The sequence below is a fragment of the Actinomadura rubrobrunea NBRC 15275 genome, assembly GCF_001552235.1.
GTDB lineage: Bacteria > Actinomycetota > Actinomycetes > Streptosporangiales > Streptosporangiaceae > Spirillospora > Spirillospora viridilutea.
In genome coordinates this window covers 25,102-45,193 of sequence record NZ_BCQU01000018.1, presented here as the reverse complement: position 1 = coordinate 45,193, position 20,092 = coordinate 25,102, and the positions used below count along the sequence as shown (strand labels likewise).

The window sequence follows — 20,092 nt, the reverse complement described above, 5'->3', positions numbered from 1 at the left end:
GGCCATCGGCGGGGCCGACAGCAGCTAACAACCGCTGAACAGGCGACGATCAGGTCGGTAACGTCCGGCTCTCGCCTCTTCACAGCGGGGGCGTCGACCCCCTACGGTCCAGGAAATCTTTCTCCAAACCTTCGTTCCCCCGGTGGTGCGATGAAGACCATTGAAGATTTCCTGTCCGACGCCAGCGACTTCGTCTGGGGTCCCTGGCTGCTCATCCCGCTGCTGTTGGCGACGGGCGTCTACCTGACCGCCGTCCTGCGCGGCGTGCAGGTCCGCCGGTTCCGGCTGGCGTTCTGGCTCGCGTTCGTCAAGCGCTCCGACGAGGGCGCCGACGGCGACATCTCCCACTACCAGGCCCTGGCGACCGCCCTCGCCGCCACCGTCGGCGTCGGCAACATCGTCGGTGTCGCCACGGCCGTCTCCCTCGGCGGCCCCGGTGCGGTGTTCTGGATGTGGTGCACCGGCATGGTCGGCATGGCCACCAAGTACTCCGAGGCGTTCCTGGGCGTGCGCTTCCGCCGCACCGACGCCGCCGGGGAGCAGAGCGGCGGCCCCATGCACTACCTGCGCCGGGGCATCAAGGGCCCGCTCGGGGTGTTCCTCGGCGGCTTCTTCGCCATCGCCGGCGCCTTCGCCGCGTTCGGCATCGGCAACATGACGCAGGCCAACGCCGTCGCGTCCAACGTCGAGCAGGAGTGGGGGCTGCCGACCTGGGCCACCGGTGTGATCATCACCGCGCTCACCGCCGCCGTGATCCTCGGCGGCATCAAGAGCATCGGCCGCTTCACCAGCGCCTTCGTCCCCGTGATGATCGTCCTGTACGTGACCGGCGGCCTGCTGGTGCTGCTGTTCAACGCCGCGGACGTGCCCGCCGCCTTCGGCACCATCATCGGCGACGCCTTCACCGGCACCGAGGCCGTCGGCGGCGGCTTCGCCGGGGCCGTCGTCGCCGAGGCCGTGCGCTGGGGCGTCGCCCGCGGCATCTTCTCCAACGAGTCCGGCCTCGGCACCGGCGGCATCGCGGCCGCCGCCGCCAAGACCACCCACCCCGTCCGGCAGGCCCTGGTGTCGATGACCCAGACCTTCATCGACACCCTGATCGTGGTCAGCATCACCGGCCTGTGCATCGTGGTCACCGGCGTCTGGAAGGGCAACCCCGACGGCGCGGCGTCCTTCACCGCCTCCGCCTTCGACGAGGGCCTGCCCGGCTCGTGGGGCAGCGCCATCGTCACGATCAGCCTGATCTTCTTCGCGTTCTCCACGCTGCTCGGCTGGTCGTACTACGGCGAGCGCTGCATGGAGTACCTGTTCGGCCGCGCGGTCGTGCTGCCCTACCGGATCGTCTTCGTCGTGGTGTCCTTCATCGGCGCCACCACGACCCTCAACGTCGTCTGGCTGTTCTCCGACGTCATGAACGGCCTGATGGCGCTGCCGAACCTGATCGGACTGCTGATCCTGTCGCCGCTGGTGTGGCGCGAGACCCGCGACTACTTCCAGCGCGGACCGCAGGACGAGGTCCCGGTGAAGACCGCCACCGACTGACCGGCCCTCACCGTCCGCGTCCTCAAGCGCCGCGGCCCGTCCCTTCCCGGCGGACGGGCCGCGGCGTCACCCTCTGATGGCCGCGGCCCCAGGTGGGGCGGGCCGGCCGCGGGCCGATCTCGACGGCGGGAGTGAAGCGGGCACGGAAGTCGGCCGTCCACAGGCCGGTGAAGCCGAGGAACGCGCCGGTGGCGGTGTGCTCGATCGCGCACAGGCCGAAGCAGTGCGGGGACGACGGACGGCCTCCTGGCGGGGACTGCACGGCGTCCTGAGGCCGCCTCTCCAGGTGGCCGCGGCATGCTGCTGGGGACGGCACGGGCCGGGAACAGGACGCCTGTCGAGAGCCGGTCGCCGAGAGGCCGTCGTGGGGCCGACAGAGGGCCCGTCGCCTGTGTCTTGCGGGGGTCCTGCCGGGGGCCGAGCAATGGGCGCCACGGCCCGGCTACGGCGGCGCACGGCCTGGCCCAGCGGTGGCCGGATTTGGGCGGTGCCGCGCTCACCCGGGCCTGCGTCGAGCAGGACTCGGCCGGGCAGTTCGACGGCGAGGTCCGCTACTCGCGGACAGCCGCGAGCTCACGGTGGTGGGCCGAAGCGCGCCCAGGACCGAGCCCGCCTGAGGGCGCGCGGCGTCCGAGGGAAAGGCTTCGGCGAAGAGGAGAGTGGCGCCGCGTCCGCGGCCGCGGCGGAGGGGCCGTCGGCACGCGGACGGGGCGGGGCGTCGAGCGGTGCCCCGAGTGGGATTCGAACCCACACTTGACGGTGTTTGAGACCGCTCTCTCTGCCAGTTGGAGTATCGGGGCGGGTATCCGAACGAATCGGACACACAGGGCTGGGCAGCCCGGCCGTCTCGGCCGACCTGCCGCAGACCAGGGTAGCGGGTCCCGGTAGTCTCGTGCGCGTGACGCAGAGCGCTCGGCGAGTTGTGATCGCAGAAGACGAGGCCCTGATCCGCCTCGACCTCAAGGAGATGCTCCAGGAGGACGGGTACGAGGTGGTCGGCGAGGCCGGGGACGGGGAGGCCGCCGTCCGGCTGGCCACCGAACTGCGGCCGGACCTGGTCATCCTCGACGTCAAGATGCCCGTGCTGGACGGCATCTCGGCGGCCGAGCGGATCTCCGCGGAGCGGATCGCGCCGGTGGTGATCCTCACCGCGTTCTCGCAGCGCGAACTGGTGCAGCGGGCCACCGAGGCCGGCGCCATGGCGTACCTGGTCAAGCCGTTCACCAAGACCGACCTGGCGCCGGCGATCGAGATGGCGGTGAGCCGGTACACCGAGCTGCGGGCGCTGGAGGCCGAGGTCGCCGGGCTGCAGGAGCGGCTGGAGACCCGGAAGATCGTCGACCGCGCCAAGGGGCTGCTGCAGGCCGCCCACGGGTGGACCGAGCCCGAGGCGTTCCGGTGGATCCAGAAGACCTCGATGGACCGCAGGCTGACCATGCGGGCGGTGGCCGAGGCCGTGCTGGCCGGGGCCGCCGGGGGGACGCCCGCCAAGCCCGCGGCGGGCGAGGGCGGCGCCAAGCCCGGTCCGGGCGGCGGCGCCCGGCCCGGCGGCGGTCCCGCCGCGAAGCCCCAAGGCCGCGCCGACGGGGCCGGGCCGCGTCCCAAGCCGGGCCCCGGCGCCGCCGGTCAGCAGTAGACGGCGCCGGCCGCGAGCGGCGAACCCGGCCCCCCAGGGAACCGGACGACTTCCGTCGGTCCGGCGGACGTGACTCAGCGTGATGATCCCTGGTGGCGGCCGGGTTTTGTTGGCCACGGAGCGGTAACGACTGAGTAACCCTTCTGCCCGAGGGTGCTGATCTGCGCAGGCCGGTCGGTGTACGACATACCTGGCCCCCGAGTGACCGATTTCTCCCCCTCGACGTCGGTGCCGGGGAGTGATTTTCGTACCCGATCCCTTCCGGATCCGGATGGAAAGGTTGGCACCTTGCGGCGCAACATGATGAGGGTCACCGGCGCGGTGGCGATGAGCGCGGTGCTGGCGCTTGGCGCCGTCGCCTGCGGCGGCGATGACGGCGGCAGCGGCGGTGGCGACGGCAACAGCGTCACCATCGGGTTCATGGGGGACCTCACCGGTGAGAACTCCGGCCTGGTGATCCCGCCCAAGCAGGGCGCGCAACTGGCGATCGAGCAGTACAACGCCAAGAACCCGAAGGTCAAGATCAATTTTAAGACCTACGACAGCCAGGGCAAGCCGGAGCAGGCCACCACCCTGGTGCAGGGCGCGATCAAGAACGACAAGATCGTCGCGCTGATCGGCCCGGCGTTCTCGGGCGAGTCGCAGAGCACCGGCCCGATCCTGGAAGAGGCCAAGGTGCCGAGCGTGTCGCCGTCGGCGACGAACATCACGCTGGCCCAGAAGGGCTGGAAGTACTGGCACCGCGTGGTGGCCGACGACTCGGTCCAGGCCGAGGGCGCCGCCCAGTTCATCGTCGACGGCGCCAAGGCCAAGAAGGTCTTCACCGTCCACGACAACCAGGACTACGGCAAGGGCCTGGCCGACGCCATCGCCAAGGCCGTGCAGGCCAAGGGCGCGCAGACCCAGACCGACGCGGTGGACGACAAGGCCACCGACTACTCGTCCACGGTCAACAAGATCAACCAGTTCGCGCCGGACGTCGTGTACTACGGCGGCTACTACTCGGTGGCCGGGCGGCTGTTCAAGCAGCTGCGCGAGTCCGGGTACAAGGGCAAGCTGATGTCCGGCGACGGTTCGGTCGCCACCGGCCTGATCGACGGCGCGGGCGAGCAGAACGCCCAGGGCGTGCTGCTGTCGTGCGGGTGCATCATCGACCCGACGGGCAAGAGCAGCCAGACCGCGGCGCAGTTCGCCACCGCCTACAAGCAGCGCTTCGGCACGGACGTGGCCATCTACTCCGCGGAGGGCTACGACGCCGCCACCGCGCTGATCAAGGCGGTCGAGGCGGGCAACACCGAGCCGGAGAAGATCAACGAGTTCCTGAAGACCGTCAGCTTCGACGGCGCGGGCAAGAAGATCCAGTTCGCCGAGAACGGGTCGCTGGCGACCAAGGACATCTTCATCTACGAGGTGAAGGACCGCACGATCCCGCTGCTGGGCAACAGCGCGGAGGCCAAGCCGAGCAGCTGAGGCGCATGACGCCCGGCTTCGGCCGAAGCCCTTCGCGGCACTCGTGAGGGCGAACTGTCGGCGTGGGGGCGGGAGCGCCACGAGCGCTCCCGCTCCTTTCCACAAAGGCTTCTCAAGGTGTTGGAAGACTTCATCTCACAGTTCTGGCCGTCCACCATCGACGGCCTGGCGTTGGGCGCGATCTATGCGCTCGTCGCCCTCGGATACACGATGGTCTACGGCGTGCTGCGGCTGATCAACTTCGCGCACGCGGAGATCTTCATGGTCGGCTCCTTCGCCGCCCTGGGCACCGTGCAGGTGCTCGGCGTGTCGAACGTGGGCGGCCTGGCGCTGATCGGCGTGGTGGCGCTCATGGCCGTGGTGGCCGGGGCGGTGGCCAGCGGCGGCGCGATGCTGCTGGAGCTGGTCGCCTACCGGCCGCTGCGCAAGAAGGGGGCGTCCCGGCTGGCGGCGCTGATCTCGGCGATCGGCGCGTCGATCTTCCTCCAGCAGCTGTTCGCGACGATCGTCATCCCGTGGGTGTTCGGCACGTCCAAGGAAGGCGGGCGGCTGCCGCTCGACGAGCACTTCGTCTCGCGCACCAACGTGATCGACGTGGGACCGGTCCAGGTCAGCAACGACAAGCTGATCATCTTCATCGGCGCGATCCTCATGATGATCGCGCTGGACCAGTTCGTGAACCGCACCCGGCTGGGCCGGGGCATCCGCTCGACGGCGCAGGACCCGGAGACCGCCGTGCTGATGGGCGTCAACATCGACCGGGTCGTGTCGGCGACGTTCGCGGTCGGCGGCGCGATGGCGGGCGTGGCGGCGGCCCTGTACTTCCTCCGGTTCGAGCAGGCCTGGTACTTCATGGGCTTCCTGCTGGGCATCAAGGCGTTCACGGCCGCGGTGCTGGGCGGCATCGGCAACATCCGCGGCGCCCTGGTCGGCGGCTTCGCGCTCGGGCTCTTCGAGATGTACGGCTCGAGCCTGTTCGGTTCCCAGTGGCGGGACGTCGTGGCGTTCTCGGTGCTGATCCTGGTCCTCATGTTCCGTCCCACCGGCATTCTCGGTGAGTCTCTTCAGCAGGCGCGCGCATGAACCTGACAAAGAACCTCAAGGGAAACGGCGGGTCGCGGGCCGGCAGGCTCTCGCTGGACCCGGTGCGTGACTGGTGGGCCACCGCGCCCGGGACGGTGCGCTGGGCGGTGTACCTCGCGCTGATCGTCGGCGCGCTGCTGCTGCCGAGCGAGGCGGTCGGCTCCTTCATGGCGCCGAGCGGCAGCGACTGGGCCACCATGCTGAGCGACCAGATCGGCATCTACGTGCTGCTGGCGCTGGGGCTGAACGTGGTGGTCGGCATGGCCGGCCTGCTCGACCTGGGATACGTGGCGTTCTACGCCGTGGGCGGGTACACGATCGGCATCTTCGCCACCAAGTACGGGTGGAACTTCTGGGAGACGCTGCTCCTGGCGATCGGGCTGGCGGCGCTGTCCGGCGTGCTCCTCGGCGCGCCGACGCTGCGGCTGCGCGGCGACTACCTGGCGATCGTGACGCTCGGCTTCGGTGAGATCATCAAGAAGACCGCGTCCAACAGCGACTACGTGAACGGCCCCCGGGGCATCCAGGGCATCCCGCACCCGCCGTCGCTGTCGGAGTTCGAGATCCTCGGGGTGCAGCCGCTCAAGTACGGGCTGCTCGACTCGCGGCCGTACTACTACCTGCTGGTGTTCTTCATCGTGCTGACGATCATCTTCGTCAAGCGGATGGAGAACAGCCGGGTGGGCCGGGCGTGGTCGGCGATCCGGGAGGACGAGGACGCCGCGGAGCTGATGGGCGTGCCGACCTTCCGGTTCAAGCTGGCCGCGTTCGCGATCGGCGCGGCGATCGGCGGCAGCGGCGGCGTGGTGTTCGCGGCCAAGCAGACGTCGATCAACCCGGAGAACTTCGTGTTCCTGGTGTCGGCGCTGATCCTCGCGGCGGTGGTGCTCGGCGGTTCCGGCAACATCCCGGGCGTGATCCTCGGGGCGTTCATGCTGGCGTGGCTGCCCGAGCGGTTCCGCGAGCTGCAGGACTACCGGATGCTGCTGTTCGGCGCGGCGCTGGTGGCCATGATGGTGTTCCGTCCCGAAGGCCTGTGGCCGTCGCGCCGCCGCAAGGCGGAGCTGGAGGAGGGCACCGGCGGAATGGGCACCATGGGCGCCGAGGTCGCCGGTCCGGTCACCGCGGGCGCGGGCGTCGCGGGCGAGGCCGCGGAGGTGAAGAAGTGAGCGGTGCTGTGCAGAACGCCGCGGCGGGGAACGGCACGCCGGTCCTGGAGCTGCAGGACGTGACGATGCGCTTCGGCGGCGTCGTGGCGCTCAACAAGGTGCGGCTGCGGATCGACGAGGGGCAGATCTTCGCCCTGATCGGTCCGAACGGCGCCGGCAAGACCACGGTGTTCAACGTCACGACCGGGGTGTACCGGCCGACCGAGGGGCACGTGGTCTTCAGGGGCAAGCGCATCGACGGCAAGAAGCGCTTCGTCGTCACCAAGCTGGGTGTGGCGCGGACGTTCCAGAACGTGCGGCTGTTCCACAACATGACGTCGCTGGAGAACGTCATGGTGGGGGCGGACGCGCACCACCGCACCGGGTTCGTGGGCGCGGGCCTGGGGCTGCCGTGGCACCGCCGCGAGGAGCGCGAGGGCCGCGAGAAGGCGCGGGAGCTGCTGGAGTTCGTCGGCATCCCGCACCGCGCCTCGGAGGCGGCCAAGAACCTGCCGTACGGCGACCAGCGGCGGCTGGAGATCGCGCGGGCGCTGGCCACCGACCCCAAGCTGCTGCTGCTGGACGAGCCGGCCGCGGGCATGAACCCGGCGGAGAAGATCGAGCTGCAGGAGCTGATCCGCAAGATCCGCGACTCGGGCCGGACGGTGCTGCTGATCGAGCACGACATGTCCCTCGTGATGGGGATCAGCGACCGGATCGCGGTGCTGGACTTCGGCCAGAAGATCGCCGAGGGCCTGCCCGCGGAGGTGCAGAACGACCCGCGGGTCATCGAGGCGTACCTGGGAGCCGCTGCCGATGCTTCTTGAGATTTCCGACATCCACGTCCACTACGGCAAGATCGCCGCGCTCAAGGGCGTGTCGGCGGAGGTGGAGCAGGGCGAGATCGTCACGCTGATCGGCGCCAACGGCGCCGGCAAGACGACGACGCTGAAGACGATCTCCGGGCTGCGGCCGCTGTCGTCCGGCCGGATCGTGTTCGACGGGCAGGACATCAGCCGGATGCCGGGGCACAAGCGGGTGCTGGCGGGCATCGGGCAGTCCCCGGAGGGGCGGGGCATCTTCCCCGGCATGACGGTGGAGGAGAACCTGCTCATGGGCGCGTACGCCCGCAAGGGGGACGTGTCCAAGGAGCTCAACGAGGTCTACGAGCTGTTCCCGCGCCTGGCCGAGCGCAAGAGCCAGGCGGGCGGCACCATGTCCGGCGGCGAGCAGCAGATGCTGGCGATCGGCCGGGCGATGATGGCCAAGCCGAAGGTGCTGCTGCTCGACGAGCCGTCGATGGGGCTGGCGCCGAAGCTGGTGCAGCAGATCTTCGAGATCATCCTGGAGATCAACCGGCGGGGCTGCACGGTGCTGCTGGTGGAGCAGAACGCGCAGCAGGCGCTGCAGATCGCGCACCGCGCGTACGTGCTGGAGACGGGGCGGGTGGTCAAGTCCGCCCCGGCGCGGGACCTGCTGGACGACCCCGAGGTCCGGGCCGCCTACCTGGGCGGCGACCTGGGCGAGGCCGCCTCGCAGAGCGACGCGGCGGACGACGCCCCGGCCGCGGACGACGCCGAAACCGGAGACGTCCGCAAGGGCTGATCCGTTCCGCCGCCCGTCGCGTTCCGGGGCCTTCCCGGGACGCGGCGGGCGGCGTTCGTTTGAGGGGCGGCCACCCGCGTGCGGCCGCCGGCGGCGAGGCCTTCGGCCGCCCGCGGAGAGGGCGGCGGACCTGACGGGCGCGGGGTGGACGGCCCGTTGGACGGGCGACACGGCGGGCGACACGGCGGGCGACACGGCGGGCGACACGGTCGAGCCGACCGGTGACGGCGACCCCACGACGGCCTGCGCGCGTCGGCGGCCGCCGCTTGGAGCACCGAACACCCTGTGAGCCCTGAAGCCGTCGTCGACGCTCTCAAGCACCTCCTCAAGCACCTCGGCTCTGACCGACCGAAGGAGTCGCCCTGGACGCCCCGGCTGCTGCGGCCGTTCGGCGGCCTCCAGGTGGCGGCGTCGGCGCTCCGGCTCGCCGCCGTCTTCGCCGACCGTCAGGGCAGAGGGATGTCGGCGGGCGGCGGGTCGGACACGGCGCCGACCGGCGGCGAGCCGACGATGCGCAGGCCGGTGACCCGGGCCTGTCCGGGCACGTCGTACCAGAGGTCGAGCTCGACCCGCACGCCCGCGCCGATCGGCAGCCGTTCCGGCTGCCGTTTCACCATGATCGCGTTGACGTCGGGGGAGTGGGCGCGCCCGTCGGCGGTGACCAGCAGCTGCCGCCAGGTGTCGAAGATCTGGATGTCGCGGCCGCGGTTCTCGGCGAGGATCCGCACCCGCACGTACCGGCCCTTGGGCGTCATCGAGGCGTGGGTGCCGAGGATCTCGCGGATGCCGTCGCGGAAGCCGAGGGCGGTGACCTCCAGGTCGGCGCTGCGGGCCCTCCTGCCGTGCAACGGCGACTCGCCCTCGCGGACGGGACGGGGCGGAAGATCGTACGTTGTGGCGGCCGCGCGGTCGGGACGGGGGCCGTCCGAACAGCCCGTCGCGCCTCCGAGGGCGAGCGCGGCGCACAGCGCTGCCGCGACCTGAGCGGCGGCATGGGGACGCATGCGCCGACCGTAGGGCCTCACGGGAGGTTTGAGAACGGGCCGGGGCGTTTCGCGACCGAACCGCGATCAGCGCGCCCGACGGCCGATGCCGCCCGGGGCGGACACGGACAAGGCCCGAGATCACCTTTGGGGCCGTACGAGCCTTCCCCGGACACGTACGTTGTCTACTCAGTGATCTCGGGCCGTTCTGACCAACGCTACCGATCAGACGCCTTCATGCGCAAAGGAACCGCCGTACCGGAAGGAACCCGTTTCGCGGCGTCCGTTTCACCGGGTCGGGGACGACGGCGCGACGGCGTCGCCCCCGGCGGGCGGCCGGTCGCGGAGCATGCAGGTCAGGCGGGCGGTGCAGATCCGCCGCCCCTCGTCGTCGGTGATCACGATGTCGTAGGTGGCCAGGCTGCGCCCCGCGTGCAGCTTGGTGGCCACACCGGTGACGTACCCGTCGGTGGCCGACCGGTGGTGGGTGGCGTTGATCTCGATGCCGACCGCGACGCGGTCGGGTCCGGCGTGCAGCGCGGCGCCCGTCGAGCCGAGCGACTCGGCCAGCACGCACGAGGCGCCGCCGTGCAGCAGCCCGTACGGCTGGGTGTTGCCCTTGACCGGCATGCGGCCCACCACCCGGTCGGGCGAGGCCTCGAGGATCTCCACGCCCATCGCCTTCGGCAGGTGACCCTGGGCCGCGCCGTTGAGCAGTTCGACGAGCTCCCGCTGGTCGTCCGTCATCAAGCCTCCCTCAAACCGTCGTAGGCGCAGACTAGAGTCACACTGTGGCGACCCAAGCATCGACCCCTGACAAGCAGCACGACCGGCTCCTTCTGCTCGACGGCCACTCGCTGGCCTACCGGGCGTTCTTCGCCCTGCCGGTGGAGAACTTCAGCACCACCGACGGGCAGCCGACCAACGCGGTGTACGGCTTCACCTCGATGCTGATCAACGTGCTGCGCGACGAGCAGCCCACGCACATCGCGGTGTGCTTCGACCGGTCCGAGCCCACGTTCCGGCACGAGCAGTACGTCGAGTACAAGGCGGGCCGGCAGAAGGCGCCCGACGAGTTCCGCAGCCAGGTCAGCCTGATCTTCGAGGTGCTGGACGCGCTGCGCATCCCGCGGCTGTCGGCGGCCGGGTACGAGGCCGACGACATCATCGCCACGCTGGCCGTGCGGGCCGCCGCCGCCGGGATGGAGACGCTGGTGGTGACCGGCGACCGGGACGCCTTCCAACTCGTCAACGATCACGTCACGGTCCTGTACCCGGTGCGCGGGGTGTCCGAGCTGACCCGCATGGACCCGGCCGCCGTGGAGAAGCGCTACGGCGTCCCGCCCGAGCGGTACCGCGAGCTGGCCGCGCTGGTGGGGGAGAGCAGCGACAACCTGCCGGGCGTGCCCGGCGTCGGCCCCAAGACCGCCGCCAAGTGGCTCACCAAGTACGGCGACCTGGAGAACCTCGTCGCCCACGTCGACGAGATCAAGGGCAAGGCGGGCGACAACCTGCGCGAGCACCTGGGCCAGGTCCTGCGCAACCACCAGATCAACAAGCTGGACTGCGAGGTCGAGCTGGAGCTGACCCCGCCGCAGCTGACCATGGGCCGCTGGGACCGCGAGGAGATCCACACGCTGTTCGACGCGCTGCAGTTCCGGGTGCTGCGCGAGCGGCTGTACGCGACGCTGGCGCCCGGGCAGCCCGAGGCCGACGAGGGCTTCGAGGTGGAGCTCGTCGACCTGGAGCCCGGCGCTCTGGGGGCGTGGCTGGCCGAGCACGCCTCCGGCGCCGACCGCACCGGCGTGGCCGTGTCGGGCCGGTGGGGCCGCGGCACCGGGGACATCACCGCGCTGGCCCTGGCGTCCCCGAAGGGCCCGGCGGTGCACCTGGACCCGGCCGAGCTGATCGAGGACGACGAGCGCGCGCTGGCCGCCTGGCTGGCCGACCCCTCCCGGCCCAAGGCGATCCACGACGCCAAGGGCCCGATGCTGGCGCTGGCCGCCCGCGGCATGACGCTGGACGGCGTCACCAGCGACACCGCCCTGGCCGCCTACCTGGCCCTCCCCGGGCAGCGCACCTTCGACCTGGCCGACCTGGTGCTGCGCTACCTGCACCGGGAGCTGCGCGACGAGGCCGACGACTCCGGGCAGCTGACCCTGGACGGCTCCGGCGAGGCCGAGGCCGCCCGCGAGCTGGCCGTGCGGGCCCGCGCCGTCGCCGAGCTGGCCGACGCCCTGGACCGCGACCTGGAGCGCCGCGGCGCCACGCGGCTGCTGCACGAGGTGGAGCTGCCCCTGGTCCGCGTCCTGGCCGACATGGAGCGCGCGGGCATCGCCGTGGACACCGGGCACCTGGCGGCGCTGTCGTCCTCGCTGGGCGGCCAGGTCAAGGACGTCGAGCAGCTGGCGCACGCGGCCGTCGGGCACGAGTTCAACCTGGGCTCGCCCAAGCAGGTGCAGCAGGTGCTGTTCGACGAGCTGAAGCTGCCCAAGACCAAGCGCACCAAGACCGGCTACACCACCGACTCCGAGGCGCTGACGAACCTGCTGGCCAAGGAGGGGCACCCCGTCCTGGAGCACATCCTGCGCTGGCGGGAGGCGGCCAAGCTCAAGAGCATCGTCGACTCGCTGATCCCGATGGTCGACGACGCCGGGCGCATCCACACCACGTTCAACCAGATGATCGCCGCGACCGGGCGGCTGTCGTCCACGGACCCGAACCTGCAGAACATCCCGATCCGCACCGCCGAGGGCCGGCAGATCCGCGAGGCGTTCGTCGTCGGCGAGGGCTACGAGTGCCTGCTGACGGCCGACTACAGCCAGATCGAGCTGCGGATCATGGCGCACCTGTCGGAGGACGAGGCGCTGCTGGAGGCGTTCCGGCAGCGCGCCGACTTCCACACCATCACCGCCTCCCGCGTCTTCGGCCTGCCGCCCGAGGAGATCGACTCGGAGCTGCGCGCCCGGATCAAGGCGATGAACTACGGCCTGGCCTACGGGCTGTCGGCGTACGGGCTGTCGCAGCAGCTGCGCATCTCCGCCGACGAGGCCCGCGAGCTGATGGAGGAGTACTTCCAGCAGTTCGGCGGCGTCCGCGACTACCTGCAGGAGGTGGTGGCCCGCGCCCGCCGCGACGGCTACACCGAGACCATCCTCGGCCGCCGCCGCTACCTGCCGGACCTGACCTCCGACAACCGGCAGCGCCGCGAGATGGCCGAGCGCATGGCGCTCAACGCGCCGATCCAGGGCTCGGCCGCCGACATCATCAAGGTCGCCAGCCTCAACGTCGACCGGGCGCTGCGCGAGCAGGGCATGCGCTCGCGCATGCTCCTGCAGGTCCACGACGAACTGGTCTTCGAGGTCGCCCCGGGCGAGCTCGACCGGCTCAAGGACCTCATCCGCGAGCAGATGGTCGGCGCCTACGACCTGCGCGCCCCCCTGGAGGTCTCCATAGGCGTCGGGCGCACCTGGCAGGACGCGGCCCACTGACCCGTCCCGGTGCGGCCCCTGCGGCTCACCGCGGCGCCGTGGTTCCAGACCGCGCGGAACGGCGGGACGGCGGTGAGGATCTGGGCGACGGCTTCGGTGGGGTCGACGCCGTCGGCGAGGACGCCGAAGGTGAGGACGATGCGTGGTCTGGCCGTTGCGGCCGCCTGGCCGTCTGTCGGTGATTTCGCCGTGCCTGGGGCAGTGGGCGGCCGCCGAGCGTGCGCCTGCGCCGCGCAGATGGTGCGCGAGGCGTCGACTGCGCTGCACGCGCCTGGGCGTCCGTTCGAGCCGCAGGCGCTGACGGGCGGCACCTGGGAGGCGCGGAGTCGGCGCAGTGTGAAGTGGGCGAAGTCGGGTGATTCGGCAGCGGTCGTGCGGGTGCGTCGCCGGTCTGGTTCGACCGCCTGTCCGACCGGTGCCCGCTCGCGCCGCTCCGCCGCCCGGCGGAGACGTCGGCGCACCGGCAGACCGGCGTGCCCTGTGGTTCGCGCCGGCCGTCGGCAGGCGCCTCTTTCGAAGACCTTGCGCAGGTCGGGGAAGCGGTACCGGCCGGGTTCGCGGATGGTCGTCTGCTGCCGCACCCGCGACGGGAGGCCTGTCGGGTTGGCGGACCGCTGCGCGCACCCGCGCTACCGCTGTCGGCCAGTGACCTCCGGCTCTGTGTCGGCCGTGCCGAGGCGGCCGATGATGTCGGCGATCTTGCGGGTGCCCGTGTGAGGTGCGCCACAGGCGTCGGCGACCTTGACTTCTGATCGTGTTCGCGCGCTGTGGTGGCCCCGGGGGCGGGGAGGCGAGGCGACACGCGGGTCCAGGAAGAGTGATCTCCCTTCGATCGGTCACTTTTTGCGCTTCGATGGGCACTCTCGGTGGTCATTGCGGGTCAGGGGGGTATGCGGGAAGGCGCGTACATCTCAGCAGGGGCGGGCCGCCGGAGCGGGCGTCGGCGATCCCGGAATGTCGGGTAGGCGTGGCTCTGTCCGTCGCACACCGGGGCGCCGTACGCTTTCCCTGGCCGCGTTCCGTGGGCCGTTGGAGGGGTCGTGCCGCTTCTTCACAAGATCGCCGGTGTGGTCATCGTCTGTGCCGTGATCCTGGGGCTCGTCCTCCCGCGGGAAGAGCGCGGGGACGCGCCCGAACGTGCGGCGGCGCGGGCCGGCGCGCAGTCCGAGCCCCGGGGCGAGTCCGGCGGGCGGAAGGCGGCGGACCCGGCGCGGCGGCAGGAGCGGCCGTCCGCGCCGCCCTCGCCGACGACGACGGTGATCGCTCAGGCGCGTCCCGAGGCGGCGCGGGTCCGGGCCAACGAGCTCGGCCAGATCCCGGTGCTCATGTATCACCGGATCGTAAAAAAGCCGGAAATGTCTCTTGACCGGTCCGTCCAGGAGTTCCGGGACGAGATGGAGCGGCTGGCCAGAACCGGCTATACGCCGATCACGGCCGGCGAGTTCGCCGCCGGGTGGATCAACGTCCCCGCGGGGCGGTACCCGGTCGTGCTGACCTTCGACGACAGCACGCCCGGGCACTTCGCGCTGGACGCCGGCGGCAACCCGGCGCCCGACACCGCCGTGGCGATCCTGATGGAGACGGCGCGCCGCCACCCCGGGTTCCGGCCCACGGCGACGTTCTACCTGAACAAGGAGCTGTTCCAGATGGGCGACCGCGCCGCGGAGGGGCTGAAGTGGCTCGTGCGGCACGGGTTCGAGCTGGGCAACCACACTCTGTCGCACAAGAACCTCGCGGAGTTGTCGCAGTCCGCCGTCCAGAAGGAGATCGGCGAGATCGAGAGCCAGATCACGTCGCTGGCGGGGATCCACACCACGACGCTGGCCTACCCGTTCGGGGTCGAGCCGAAGAAGCCCGCCTGGGCGCACGCCAAGGACGGCTCCTACCAGTTCAAAGGCGTCTTCCTGGCCGGGTGGCGGCCCTCGGCCTCCCCGTTCAGCAAGGACTTCGACTGGCGGCGCATCCCCCGGGTGAGGTCCGAGGGCAAGATCGCCGAGGACGACTGCAAGCGGTACTGCTCCACCGCCTGGCTCGATTGGTTGGACAAAAACCCCGGGGAACGGTACATCTCTGATGGGGATCCGAACACCGTATCGTTCCCCAGGGCCGCGGAACGGAAGCTCGCCGACCGGTTCCGAGCCTACGCCCGTGCCTACTGAGCGCAGGACCGGGGCTCACCCCGCGATTGACCGCGCGCTGTGCGTCCCATATCCTGATCGCTGCGCTGTGGGCCTGCGCGTGTCTCGGACGGAGCAGGCTCGCGCTCGGTCAGGTCGTCGACATCGGTTCGGTAACACTGACGCGGCACGAGCCGCGTCCCTTCCGGTCCTCGGCAGGGCGGAAATGGGCCCGCCGCGCATCCGTCAGACAACTACGCATGTCCGTATCCGGAGCCAGCCGACACATGACGAGTAGCACCGAGGCGACCTCGACCACTCCGCAGGTAGCGGTCAACGACATCGGGTCCGAGGATGCCTTCCTCGCCGCGATCGACGAGACGATCAAGTACTTCAACGACGGCGACATTGTGGAGGGAACGGTCGTCAAGGTCGATCGTGACGAGGTCCTCCTCGACATCGGCTACAAGACCGAGGGCGTCATCCCCTCACGAGAGCTGTCCATCAAGCACGACGTCGACCCCAACGAGGTCGTCGCCGTGGGCGACCACGTCGAAGCCCTCGTCCTCCAGAAGGAGGACAAGGAGGGCCGCCTGATCCTGTCCAAGAAGCGCGCCCAGTACGAGCGCGCCTGGGGCACGATCGAAAAGATCAAGGACGAGGACGGTATCGTCACCGGTACCGTCATCGAGGTCGTCAAGGGCGGTCTCATCCTCGACATCGGCCTGCGCGGCTTCCTGCCCGCCTCGCTGGTGGAGATGCGCCGGGTGCGTGACCTGCAGCCCTATGTCGGCCGCGAGCTCGAAGCCAAGATCATCGAGCTGGACAAGAACCGCAACAACGTGGTCCTGTCCCGCCGGGCTTGGCTGGAGCAGACCCAGAGCGAGGTTCGCCAGACCTTCCTCAACACCCTGCAGAAGGGCCAGGTCCGCAAGGGCGTGGTCTCCTCCATCGTCAACTTCGGCGCGTTCGTCGACCTGGGCGGCGTGGACGGCCTGGTGCACGTCTCCGAGCTGTCCTGGAAGCACATCGACCACCCGTCGGAGGTCGTCGAGGTCGGCCAGGAGGTCACCGTCGAGGTCCTCGACGTCGACATGGAGCGCGAGCGGGTGTCGCTGTCGCTCAAGGCGACCCAGGAGGACCCCTGGCAGCAGTTCGCCCGCACCCACCAGATCGGCCAGGTCGTGCCGGGCCGCGTCACCAAGCTGGTGCCGTTCGGCGCGTTCGTCCGGGTCGAGGAGGGCATCGAGGGCCTGGTGCACATCTCCGAGCTGGCCGAGCGCCACGTGGAGATCCCCGAGCAGGTGGTCCAGGTCGGCGACGAGATCTTCGTGAAGATCATCGACATCGACCTCGACCGGCGCCGCATCAGCCTGTCCCTCAAGCAGGCCAACGAGGGCGCCGTGGGGTTCGACGAGGAGGACTTCGACCCCACGCTCTACGGCATGCCCGCCGAGTACGACGAGCACGGCAACTACAAGTACCCCGAGGGCTTCGACCCGGAGACCGGGGAGTGGCTGCCGGGCTACGAGGAGCAGCGGGAGACCTGGGAGCGCCAGTACGCCGAGGCGCGCGCCCGCTTCGAGGCGCACCGCCGCCAGATCGAGGAGGCCCGCCGGGCCGAGGCGGAGGCCGAGGGCGGTTCCCTCGGCGACGCCTCCTACTCCGGCGGTGACAACGACTCCGGCGGCGCCCTGGCCACCGACGAGGCCCTCGCCGCCCTGCGGGAGAAGCTCTCCGGCGGCGGTCAGTAACCGCGGGAACGTCCGGCCGTCCCGGGCCGCGCGTCACGCCGCGCGCACCTGGGCGGCGGCCTGCCCGTGGGGCGGTTCCCAGGGCCCTGAGCCCTGGGAACCGCCCCACCGGTCGGCCAAGGCTGCTCTCGCGCCCGCATGCGCCGCAGCGGATGTGGTTGCCTAGGACGGACCTCCGGACGCTCAGGAAGGCCGTCAGGACCGTTCAGGGCCCATCTGCCCACCGCTGAATCCGTGAGGGCGGCCCCCCGAGACGCCGCCGGGCCTGGTGGTCGCCTTCCTGCGTCTTCAGCGCCGTCTCACCGCAGGCTCGCCTCGTCCGCGCTCCATGGGCGGTCGAGCAGTCCGTCGACCTCCGTCGGCGTCTCGTGTGCCCTCAGACGGCTTGTGAGGGCGGGTGGAGCCCGTTTTTCGCGTGATGCGCGTCTTCGCCTTGTCGTGGCGTGCGTTCCGAGGCAGCCCCATCGGCTTCCTGACGCGGCAGCCGAGGACGTCCGCCGTCCGGACGTGACCGCAGTAGGCGAAGGGACCTGGACGCGCGCCGCCGCTTGCGGCGTCCGCCGGTCGCGTGCGGCCCGCCCGGCCTGCGTGGCGCGACTCGACGCGGCGGTGCCTTGCCGGCGGCGCCCTGACGGCTTGCCGTGCCGGACAGGGCTGTTCGACGCGCACGACGCCGCCACCCCATCCACACCGCCGACGGGGGGCGCGGTTTCCAGCAGGATGCGCGTGCCCGGGGCGACGCGGTCGGGTGAGACGTGGTGGAGGCGCTGCACCCCACCCCCGCGGTGTTGCGACGCGCCCACTGCCATGTGGCCCGGTCACGGTGGCGTGAGCGCTGCAGTGCGGGGTCGGTGGGGGCGAGGAAGTCGGAGACGATGACGCGCAGGCCGCGGTGGGTCTGGGGTCGCTTCTGCGGGCATGACCGTTGCCGGAAGACGGTGTTCCGGAAGAGGCGCCCTCGTGAATCCCGGGGCTGACCCCGCAGTACGCGATGTTCGCTCAGGCCTGCCTGCGCGGACGTTCCGTGCCTCGCGGCGGGGCGCGCTGAGGGCTGGTGCCCGTTTCCCTCAGGGGACGGGATGACACGGCACAGCCGCATAACATGATCGTTATGCCGCGCCGTCGGCGCGGGCGGCGTCGTCAATTTTGCGGCGTCGTGGCGGTGGGCGGCGTCCGAGGGGTCATAGGATCTCGGCCGGAACCCTCCGGGCCCTTCGACGGCCCGACCGCTCGTCCCGCCCGTTCATGCTCGTCCCCGGGGAGCACACGTTCAATTGGCCAGCACAGAGGTAGGCACCCGGACCGGCGGCCCCGCGCAGGCCGGTCCTCCGATCGTCCCGCAAGGGCCGGCGCGGCTGGCGCTGATCGCCGTCACCGTCGCCGTGCTCGCGCAGACCCTGCGCTTCTCGCTGCCGCAGTTCGACCACTTCGCCCACTCGGTGGGCCCCGCTGCGGCCGCCGTCGTCCTGCTGGCGGTGTTCCTGGCCGGGTTCGCCGGCCCGCTGGTGCGCCGGGCCGCCGGGCCGCGCGGCCTGCTGCTCGTCGGCGTCGGCGGGCTGCTGGCGGTGCGGCTGGTCGCCGAGGCGATCCAGCCGCAGGTCTGGCTGGCGCTCGGCGGGACCGCGATCGGCATGGTCGCGGTGGCCGCGCTGTACGAGGGCGCGCGCGGCCTGTCCGGCGTGGGCTTCGCCACCGCCGCCGTCGCGGGGCTGTCGGCCGACACCGCGGTGCGCATGGCGTTCGGCACCTGGGACCCGGTGTGGCGGCCGGGGGTGTGGCCGTGGCTGCCGTGCCTGGCGTTCGTGGGGCTCGGCGCGTACGCGCTGTACCGGGAGCTGTCCTCCGGGCCGGTGGAGGCGCCGGGGATCTCCTGGCGGGACGCCCTGGGCGCCTCGGCGATCGGCCCCTTCGTCGCGCTGCAGACCCTGGTGCTGTCGAGCCCGGCGTTCGTGGCGTCCTCGGGGTGGCGGTCGCTGACCGTCGCGCACGTCGTGGTCGTCGCCGGGCAGGGCCTGGCGCTGGCGTTCCTGGCGTCGGGCCTGGCGGTCCGGGCGGTGCCCGGCGGCGTGTGCGTGCTGGGCGGCACCGTCCTCGGCGTCGCCGTGGGCGCGGTCGCCGGCACGTACGCGGTCAGCGGCATCGAGGTGGTGCCGGTGGTGATCGTCGGGCAGGTGCTGGCGGCGTGGCTGCTGGCGGTGGCGTGCCGGGCGCCGCTGCGCCGCGCCGGGGCGGGCGGCCCGGTGTGGCGGGTCGACGCGGGCGCCGCGCTGGGCGGCCTGCTGATCGCCGTGATCCTCATCCCGTACCTGGTCAGCGCGATCGAGCCGCTGCCGCTGCCGAACAACGTGCTGCCCGGCCTGGCCGGCATCCTGCTCGGCGCGCTGGCGGCGATCGCGGCGGCGCGGGGCGGCCCGCTGCCGGCGCGGGCGCCGGTGCGGGCGCTGACCGCCGGGGCCTGCGCGCTGGTGCTGCTGCTCGGCACGCTGATCTTCACGTTCACCACGCCGAACCGCAAGGCCGCCGCCGCGGCGCGCCCGGCGGGGCAGGTGCGGGTGCTCACCTACAACATCCACCACGCCATCGACCAGGACGGCCGCCTCGACCCCGAGGGCCTCGCCCAGGTGATCGAGCGGCAGCGCGTGGACGTGGTGCTGCTGCAGGAGGCCGGACGCGGATCGCTGCAGTCGGGCACGACCGACGTGGCCGTCTGGCTGGCCCGCCGCCTCGGCATGTCGCTGGTGTGGGGCCCGGCCGCCGACGGGCAGTTCGGCAACGCGATCCTCACGTCGCTGCCGGTGCGCAGCTCGGGCACCGGCCGGATGGCCAAGGGCGACTGGTCGCAGATCCGCGGGTACGTGTGGGCGCGCCTGGGCGTGGGCGACACGACGCTCGACGTGTGGTCCACGCACCTCGAGGGCGGCGCCGACGAGGAGACCGAGCGCGTCCGGGAGGCGGCCACGCTGCTGCGGGCGTGGGGCGGCGCGCCCCGCACGATCATCGGCGGGGACTTCAACGCCGGCCCCGGCAGCGCGGCGGTCCGGCGCATGCTGGAGGGCACCGAGCTGCGCAGCGCCGCGTTCGGCGACGACCCCTCGCCGACCACGGCGGGCGGCGAGCGGTTCGACTGGATCTTCGGCACCGACGATCTGACGTTCGCCGACTACAAGGTGATCCGGTCGCGGGCGTCGGACCACTATCCCGTCACGGTGACCGTCCGGATCGGACGGTGAGCCGGGCCCGCGTCCCGCGCCCCGCTAGGGTCG

The 20,092-nt window shown here is 71.5% G+C and carries 13 protein-coding genes, 1 tRNA gene and 1 pseudogene; 11 read left to right on the top strand and 4 right to left on the bottom strand.

The annotated features are described in order from the left end of the window. The first annotated feature begins 150 nt into the window (after positions 1–150). A complete protein-coding gene (locus tag AR3_RS08000; protein ID WP_067910817.1) occupies positions 151–1,542 on the top strand; it encodes an alanine/glycine:cation symporter family protein in 1,392 nt (463 codons plus the stop codon). Positions 1,543–1,564: 22 nt separating this feature from the next. Here the strand turns inward: AR3_RS08000 and AR3_RS07995 are convergent, their stop codons facing one another. Both AR3_RS07995 and AR3_RS07990 read right to left on the bottom strand, forming a co-directional pair. Next, positions 1,565–1,804, bottom strand: a complete 240-nt coding sequence (locus tag AR3_RS07995; RefSeq protein WP_067910813.1) for a hypothetical protein — start codon at positions 1,802–1,804, stop codon at positions 1,565–1,567. Between the two features lie 464 nt (positions 1,805–2,268). Beyond that, positions 2,269–2,342: transfer RNA gene (locus tag AR3_RS07990), tRNA-Leu, on the bottom strand. Positions 2,343–2,464: 122 nt separating this feature from the next. Between AR3_RS07990 and AR3_RS07985 the strand changes: the two are divergent. The 6 genes and pseudogenes from AR3_RS07985 to AR3_RS07960 all read left to right on the top strand — a co-directional run. Then, positions 2,465–3,019: pseudogene (locus tag AR3_RS07985) on the top strand (ANTAR domain-containing response regulator); the annotation flags it as partial. Between the two features lie 447 nt (positions 3,020–3,466). Next, a complete protein-coding gene (locus tag AR3_RS07980) occupies positions 3,467–4,648 on the top strand; it encodes a branched-chain amino acid ABC transporter substrate-binding protein (RefSeq protein ID WP_245637865.1) in 1,182 nt (393 codons plus the stop codon). Between the two features lie 117 nt (positions 4,649–4,765). Further along, the gene (locus AR3_RS07975; RefSeq protein ID WP_067910810.1) at positions 4,766–5,731 is read left to right on the top strand and encodes a branched-chain amino acid ABC transporter permease; all 966 of its coding nucleotides are present in this window, start codon (positions 4,766–4,768) and stop codon (positions 5,729–5,731) included. Further along, positions 5,728–6,900, top strand: coding sequence for an ABC transporter permease subunit (locus tag AR3_RS07970; RefSeq protein WP_067910807.1), 1,173 nt, complete (start codon positions 5,728–5,730; stop codon positions 6,898–6,900). The genes AR3_RS07975 and AR3_RS07970 overlap by 4 nt, the downstream gene beginning before the upstream one ends. A 65-nt stretch (positions 6,901–6,965) precedes the next feature. Continuing rightward, entirely contained in the window at positions 6,966–7,706 is a 741-nt protein-coding gene (locus AR3_RS07965; protein WP_067910927.1) for an ABC transporter ATP-binding protein, read from the top strand. After that, entirely contained in the window at positions 7,696–8,484 is a 789-nt protein-coding gene (locus AR3_RS07960) for an ABC transporter ATP-binding protein (protein ID WP_083951080.1), read from the top strand. Before AR3_RS07965 ends, AR3_RS07960 begins: the two co-directional genes overlap by 11 nt. Positions 8,485–8,930: 446 nt before the next feature. Here the strand turns inward: AR3_RS07960 and AR3_RS07955 are convergent, their stop codons facing one another. Next, the gene (locus tag AR3_RS07955) at positions 8,931–9,488 is read right to left on the bottom strand and encodes a DUF4352 domain-containing protein (RefSeq protein ID WP_067910804.1); all 558 of its coding nucleotides are present in this window, start codon (positions 9,486–9,488) and stop codon (positions 8,931–8,933) included. A gap of 267 nt (positions 9,489–9,755) precedes the next feature. After that, positions 9,756–10,214 carry a PaaI family thioesterase gene (locus AR3_RS07950; protein WP_067910801.1) on the bottom strand — a complete coding sequence of 153 codons (459 nt, stop codon included), beginning with the start codon at positions 10,212–10,214 and terminating at the stop codon, positions 9,756–9,758. Positions 10,215–10,258: 44 nt separating this feature from the next. Here AR3_RS07950 and polA point away from each other — a divergent pair, with 44 nt between their 5' ends. The 4 genes from polA (at position 10,259) to AR3_RS07930 (ending at position 20,059) form a co-directional block, all read left to right on the top strand. Beyond that, positions 10,259–12,958, top strand: coding sequence for a DNA polymerase I (gene polA / locus AR3_RS07945; RefSeq protein WP_067910798.1), 2,700 nt, complete (start codon positions 10,259–10,261; stop codon positions 12,956–12,958). Between the two features lie 1,040 nt (positions 12,959–13,998). Beyond that, the gene (locus AR3_RS07940; RefSeq protein WP_067910795.1) at positions 13,999–15,117 is read left to right on the top strand and encodes a polysaccharide deacetylase family protein; all 1,119 of its coding nucleotides are present in this window, start codon (positions 13,999–14,001) and stop codon (positions 15,115–15,117) included. A gap of 245 nt (positions 15,118–15,362) precedes the next feature. Beyond that, the gene (gene rpsA, locus AR3_RS07935; RefSeq protein ID WP_067910792.1) at positions 15,363–16,829 is read left to right on the top strand and encodes a 30S ribosomal protein S1; all 1,467 of its coding nucleotides are present in this window, start codon (positions 15,363–15,365) and stop codon (positions 16,827–16,829) included. A 1,274-nt stretch (positions 16,830–18,103) separates the two neighbouring features. Then, positions 18,104–20,059 (top strand): endonuclease/exonuclease/phosphatase family protein, encoded by a 1,956-nt coding sequence (locus AR3_RS07930; RefSeq protein ID WP_067910788.1) that lies wholly within the window; start codon positions 18,104–18,106, stop codon positions 20,057–20,059. Positions 20,060–20,092: the final 33 nt, after the last annotated feature.

What these genes read in the sequence shown, in the direction of transcription:
- AR3_RS07965 (WP_067910927.1), top strand. Translation starts at nt 6,966, where the DNA reads ATGCGCTTCGGCGGCGTCGTGGCGCTCAACAAGGTGCGGCTGCGGATC.
- AR3_RS08000 (WP_067910817.1), top strand. Translation starts at nt 151, where the DNA reads ATGAAGACCATTGAAGATTTCCTGTCCGACGCCAGCGACTTCGTCTGG.
- AR3_RS07960 (WP_083951080.1), top strand. Translation starts at nt 7,696, where the DNA reads ATGCTTCTTGAGATTTCCGACATCCACGTCCACTACGGCAAGATCGCC.
- rpsA (WP_067910792.1), top strand. Translation starts at nt 15,363, where the DNA reads ATGACGAGTAGCACCGAGGCGACCTCGACCACTCCGCAGGTAGCGGTC.
- AR3_RS07950 (WP_067910801.1), bottom strand. Translation starts at nt 10,214, where the DNA reads ATGACGGACGACCAGCGGGAGCTCGTCGAACTGCTCAACGGCGCGGCC.
- AR3_RS07955 (WP_067910804.1), bottom strand. Translation starts at nt 9,488, where the DNA reads ATGCGTCCCCATGCCGCCGCTCAGGTCGCGGCAGCGCTGTGCGCCGCG.
- AR3_RS07970 (WP_067910807.1), top strand. Translation starts at nt 5,728, where the DNA reads ATGAACCTGACAAAGAACCTCAAGGGAAACGGCGGGTCGCGGGCCGGC.